Raw genomic sequence first — 5,358 nt, forward strand, 5'->3', positions numbered from 1 at the left:
CCGCGGGTTGCTGCCGCGGCAGGCCATTCCTCACGGAACACGCCGACAATATCTGATTGCGCTATTACAAGGGTGGGTTAGCCCCGCGGATTGCGCGAAGCGCAAACCGCTCGGCGTAACCCACCTCTTCCGTTTCCGCGGTGGCAGAAGCGGTGGGTTACGCCTTCGGCTAACCCACCCTACAAAAGAGGGGCTGCAATGCGCAGCCCGATCGGCGGTTGAAATTCCCGCCGCCCTGTTCCATGAAGCCATTTAACCAACCGGTCCATCCCAGGGAGAGACGAGAATGAAGCTTGTTCGTTACGGCGAAAAGGGTGCGGAAAAGCCCGGCCTGATCGACAAATCCGGCCAGTTGCGCGACCTCTCGGCGCATCTGAAGGACCTCACCGGCGAGGCCTATTCGCCGGAATCCCTGAAGAAGCTCGCATCCATCGACCCGGCCTCCCTGCCGGCGGTATCAGGCAAGCCGCGGTTCGGCGCCCCCGTGACCGGCATCTCGAAATTCGTGGCGATCGGCCTCAACTACAGCGATCACGCCAAGGAGACGGGAGCTGCCATTCCGACCGAGCCGATCATCTTCCTCAAGGCCAGCACGTCGCTGTCCGGCCCGAACGACGCGGTCGAAAAACCGCGCGGCTCGACCAAGCTCGACTGGGAAGTCGAGATCGCCGCGATCATCGGCACCCGCGCGAAATATGTCTCGGAAGCCGACGCGCTGAATTACGTGGCCGGCTACTGCGTCTGCAACGACGTCTCCGAGCGCAATTTCCAGACCGAGCGTCTGGGACAATGGACCAAGGGAAAGTCGCACGACACGTTTGGCCCGGTCGGCCCGTGGCTCGCCACCAAGGACGAGATCAAGGACGTACAGAACCTGTCGATGTGGCTCGACGTCAACGGCCAGCGCCGCCAGACCGGCTCGACCAAGACCATGATCTTCTCGATGGCGAAGTGCGTCTCCTACGTCTCGCAGTTCATGACGCTGCTGCCCGGTGACATCATCACCACGGGCACGCCTCCGGGTGTCGGCCTCGGCATGAAGCCGCCGACCTTCCTCAATGTCGGCGACGTCGTGACGCTGGGCATCGAGGGTCTCGGCGAGCAGCGCCAGGAGATCATCGGGGCGTGAGTTTGGATTTGCGCTGACACACCACGGTTGTCATGGCCGGGCTTGACCCGGCCATCCATGTAGCTCCGCAAGGCACGACCGCAAGACGTGGATGCCCGGGTCAAGCCCGGGCATGACGGATGAGAGAGCTGTCGCGAAGTCATTGTAGGATCCGTTCCATGAAACTCACCTTCTCCCCTGCCTCGCCGTTCGCCCGCAAGGTGCGCATTGCCGCGATCGAGCTTGGGCTGATCGACAAGATCGAGCTGGTCCCCGCCACCGTCGCGCCGGGCCAGGCCAACGAGGACTACTCGCGCATCACGCCGCTGAAGAAGCTGCCGGTGCTGATCACCAATGACGGCGACGTGATCTTGGACTCTTACGTGATCGTCGAGTATCTCAACGAGATGGCCGGCGGCAGCCTGATCCCGGAATACGGCCCGAAGCGGTGGAAGGCCAAGAGCGATCATTCGCTGATCAACGGTATGCTCGATTCCATGCTGCTGTGCCGCTACGAGAAGATGGTGCGGCCGCAGGGATCGCAGTGGCAGGCCTGGTCCGACGACCACTGGAACCGCGCCTGGAGCGGCATGGCGCGGTTCGAGAACCAGCCCGAAGTGCTCAACGGCCCGTTCGGTATCGCCCAGATTGGACTTACTTGCGTGCTCGGCTATGCCGATTTCCGCTTCGCCGATTGCGGCTGGCGCAAGGCCTATCCCAAACTCGATGCCTTCCATGAGCGTATGCTGGAGCGGCCGTCGGTGAAGGTCTCGGTGCCGCCGGCGGCGTAACGCGTTGGAGTTCTCATGAGCCTCAAATTCTCGGTCGGCGATCTCACCATCCAGCGCGTCATCGAGCAGGAAACGACCTTCCTGCCGGCGCTGGAGCTGTTGCCCGGTCTCTCGCCCGAGGTTTTGGCGGAGAACCGCGCGTGGATGCAGGCGGCCAAGGCACTGGACGACCAGGACACGCTGATCCTCTGCTTCCAGTCCTACGTGGTCAGGACGCCGCATCACACCATTCTGGTCGATAGCTGCATCGGCAACGACAAGCCGCGGCCGCTGCGTCCGAAATGGAACATGAAGACCGACGACACCTATCTGAGCGGCCTTGCCGCCGCCGGCGTCTCGGTCGACGACATCGACTTCGTGATGTGCACGCATCTGCATGTCGATCATGTCGGCTGGAACACGCGGCTTCAGAACGGCCGCTGGGTCCCGACCTTCCCCAAGGCGCGCTACGTGTTCGCCAAGACCGAGTTCGACTATTGGACCGAGCAGAACGCCAAGGCGCCCGTACCGCCCTTCGTCGACAGCGTGCTGCCGGTAGTCGAGGCCAGGCGGCATGAGGTCGTGACCAACGACCATCAGATCGGCGACCACGTCCGCATCCTGCCGACACCGGGCCACACGCCCGGCCACGTCGCCTTCACCTTCGGCCGCGGCAAGGACGATGCGGTGTTCTCCGGCGATCTCATGCATTCGCCGATCCAGACGCTCTATCCGGAAATGTCGGTGAAGTTCGACGTCGACCAGGCGCAAGCCGCGAAGACGCGGCGCAGCTTTCTCGAGCGCTATTGCGACACCGACACGCTGTGCTGCACCGCGCATTTCCCCTCGCCCTCGGTCGGCAAGATCAGGCGCAAGGGGAACGGATTTGTTTGCGTGGGGGTGTGAGCTGCAGCCTCTTCGCCTCTCCCCGCTTGCGGGGAGAGGCCGGAATTTGCGTAGCAAATTCCGGGTGAGGGGGAGCCTCCGCGAATACGGCTCTCATCGCGAGCGGGGATGCAGCCCCTCACCCCAACCCTCTCCCCGTAAGAACGGGGAGAGGGAGAAGAGGGGTCAATCAAACAAACTCGGCGTGTGATTGACGAGCGCGCCTTCGATCTCGAGCATCTTCAGTTTCGTGACCACGCCGCCATTGGCGGAGAATCCGCCGGGCTTGTTGCCGGCTGCGAGCACGCGATGGCAGGGCACCACGATCGGGCACGGGTTGCGGCCGAGCGCCTGGCCGACGTCGCGCGACAGCTCGACACCACCGAGGCGCTTTGCGATGTCGCCATAGGTCAGCGTCTTGCCCGGCGGAATGGTGCGCGCGATCGCGTAGACGCCGCGGTTGAACTCGGGCACGTCGTCGAGGTCGAGCGGAATGTCGGCGAGGTCATCCGTCCCGCCCGCAAGCAGTTTGACGATGCGGTCGATGGCCTGCTGCACCTCGACTGTAGGTGCGGCCTCGCTGGCCTCTGGATGGCGTTGATGGATGCGGGTGCGGATCTTCTGTTCGCCGCCCATCGGCAGTTGCGTGCCGTTGATGCCGCGCGGACCCCAGGCAATGCCGCAAAGGCCGATTTTGGTCTCGAACAGGGCAAAGTGCTGGTCGGTCATGGGTACGTCCTCGCCTCAGGCCCCCATTGTGATCTGCCCCGAAATCTAGGCTTGGAAATAGTTGCGATCCACCCGGATTCCGGGAATCTTGCACAGCTGGTTCCAACCGAAATTCCCTGCCCACGAGCCCAGAAATGCAAAGCCTCCGCGTCAACGGATACGACATGGCCTATCTCGACGTGGGCGAGGCCAATACCAGGCCGCCGCTGGTCTGCGTCCACGGCTCGCTCAGCGACTTCCGCATCTGGGGCTGCGTGCTCGGGCCGCTCTCGAAGCAGCATCGGCTGATCTGCGTCAGCCTGCGGCACTTCTTCCCGGAGCAGTGGGACGGCGAGGGTGACACCTATTCGATCAGCCAGCACGTCGACGACGTCATCGCCTTCATCGAAAAACTCGACACCGGCCCAATCGACCTGATGGGTCATTCGCGCGGCGGGCACATCTGCTTCCGCGTCGCGCAGAAGCGGCCGGACTTGCTGCGCCGGCTGATCCTTGCCGAGCCCGGCGGCGAGCTCGATGCGAGCCTTGATCCGGATTACACGGGCGGCCCCTCGCCGCTACTGGCGCGCTTCACGGCTTCGGCAGAGAAGATCGCGGCGGGTGACGTCGATGGCGGGCTCGCCGTGTTCGTCGACACGCTGGAAGGGCCGGGCACATGGCCGCGGCTGCCGGCAATCGTGAAGCAGACCCTGCGCGACAACGCCTACACCCTGATCGGCCAGGTCCGCGACAATCGCCCGCCGTTCTCCAGGGCGGATGCCGAGTCCATCAAGATGCCGACGCTGTTCATCCTGGGCAGCCGCACCAAGGGCTTGCTGCCGAAGGTGCTGCATGCGCTCGCCGCGCATGTCCCCTACTCCAAGACGGCCATCATCGAGAAGACGACACATCCGATGTTCGAGCAGGCGCCGCAAAAATACTCTGAAATCGTGCTCGACTTTCTGGCAGGCTGATCATGCAGACACTTCGCGTCAACGGATACGACATGGCCTATCTCGAGGTAGGACAAGGCCCGCCGCTGGTCTGCGTGCATGGCACGCTCGGCGATTTCCGTACCTGGTATTCGGTGCTCGGGCCGCTGTCGAAAAAGCATCGCGTGATCTCGGTCAGCCTGCGGCATTTCTTTCCCGAGCATTGGAACGGGAGCGGCGACGACTACAAGATGGCGCAGCACGTCGCCGACGTCACCGCCTTCATCGAGCAGGTCAAGCCCGCGCCAGTCGATCTGATGGGCCATTCCCGCGGTGGACACATCGCGTTCCGCGTCGCGCAGGCGCGGCCCGATCTCTTGCGCAAGCTGGTGCTGGCCGAGCCCGGTGGCGATCTCGATGCAACCCTGCCATTGCCTGAAGGCACACCTGCGCATCCGCCGCTTGGTGCGCGCACAGTGCGCTCGGTCGAGATGCTCCGCGCCGGCGATATCGAGGGCGCGCTGCAAAACTTCTTCGAGGGCATCGAGGGCGACGGCTCATGGCGGCGCGTGCCGGCGGCCGCCAAACAGCAGTTGCGCGACAACGTCGTCACCTTCCTCGGCCAGATCAACGAGCAGCGAAAACCCTACACGCGCGCGGACGCGCTGGCGATCAGGACGCCCACGCTCTTGATCGGCGGCGGTGCCACCACCGGTAGCCTTTCCGCGATCTGGCGCGTACTCGCCGAGCACATCGCCGGCGCAAAGACGGCTGTCATCCCGAACGCCGGCCACTGGATGTTCGAGCAGGCACCGCAGGCCTATGGCGATGCGGTGACGGAGTTTTTGAAGGGGTGAGGTTTCACCCTCCCCTGGAGGGGCAGGGCTATCGCATATGGCTGAGGGCTGCCATGAGGAAGGCATTGTCCCAGCCGGCGCGCTTGATTTTGCGCCGC

The 5,358-nt window shown here is 63.8% G+C and carries 7 protein-coding genes; 6 read left to right on the forward strand and 1 reads right to left on the reverse strand.

Annotation, left to right across the window (positions count from 1 at the left end; translation table 11 throughout):
- From JQ632_RS38780 to JQ632_RS38795, 4 genes are all read left to right on the forward strand, one after another.
- A partial coding sequence (locus JQ632_RS38780; RefSeq protein WP_212407987.1) for a hypothetical protein occupies positions 1 to 256 on the forward strand: 256 nt, incomplete at its 5' end.
- A gap of 30 nt (positions 257 to 286) precedes the next feature.
- Positions 287 to 1,129: a fumarylacetoacetate hydrolase family protein gene (locus tag JQ632_RS38785; RefSeq protein WP_212407988.1), complete on the forward strand. Its 843-nt coding sequence runs from the start codon at positions 287 to 289 to the stop codon at positions 1,127 to 1,129.
- Between the two features lie 158 nt (positions 1,130 to 1,287).
- Positions 1,288 to 1,899 (forward strand): glutathione S-transferase family protein, encoded by a 612-nt coding sequence (locus JQ632_RS38790; protein WP_212407989.1) that lies wholly within the window; start codon positions 1,288 to 1,290, stop codon positions 1,897 to 1,899.
- A gap of 15 nt (positions 1,900 to 1,914) precedes the next feature.
- On the forward strand, positions 1,915 to 2,784 hold the full coding sequence (locus JQ632_RS38795; RefSeq protein ID WP_212407990.1) for an MBL fold metallo-hydrolase: 870 nt from the start codon (positions 1,915 to 1,917) through the stop codon (positions 2,782 to 2,784).
- Between the two features lie 165 nt (positions 2,785 to 2,949).
- On the opposite strand, the gene JQ632_RS38800 is transcribed toward JQ632_RS38795, so the two are convergent.
- Positions 2,950 to 3,492 (reverse strand): methylated-DNA--[protein]-cysteine S-methyltransferase, encoded by a 543-nt coding sequence (locus tag JQ632_RS38800; RefSeq protein ID WP_212407991.1) that lies wholly within the window; start codon positions 3,490 to 3,492, stop codon positions 2,950 to 2,952.
- Between the two features lie 134 nt (positions 3,493 to 3,626).
- On the opposite strand from JQ632_RS38800, the gene JQ632_RS38805 reads away from it, so the two are divergent.
- Both JQ632_RS38805 and JQ632_RS38810 read left to right on the forward strand, forming a co-directional pair.
- Complete coding sequence (locus JQ632_RS38805) at positions 3,627 to 4,445, forward strand: alpha/beta fold hydrolase (protein ID WP_212407992.1); 819 nt, start codon at positions 3,627 to 3,629, stop codon at positions 4,443 to 4,445.
- Between the two features lie 2 nt (positions 4,446 to 4,447).
- Positions 4,448 to 5,260: an alpha/beta fold hydrolase gene (locus JQ632_RS38810; RefSeq protein WP_212407993.1), complete on the forward strand. Its 813-nt coding sequence runs from the start codon at positions 4,448 to 4,450 to the stop codon at positions 5,258 to 5,260.
- Positions 5,261 to 5,358: the final 98 nt, after the last annotated feature.

This window comes from Bradyrhizobium liaoningense, from assembly GCF_018130955.1.
GTDB classification, from domain to species: Bacteria; Pseudomonadota; Alphaproteobacteria; order Rhizobiales; family Xanthobacteraceae; genus Bradyrhizobium; species Bradyrhizobium liaoningense_C.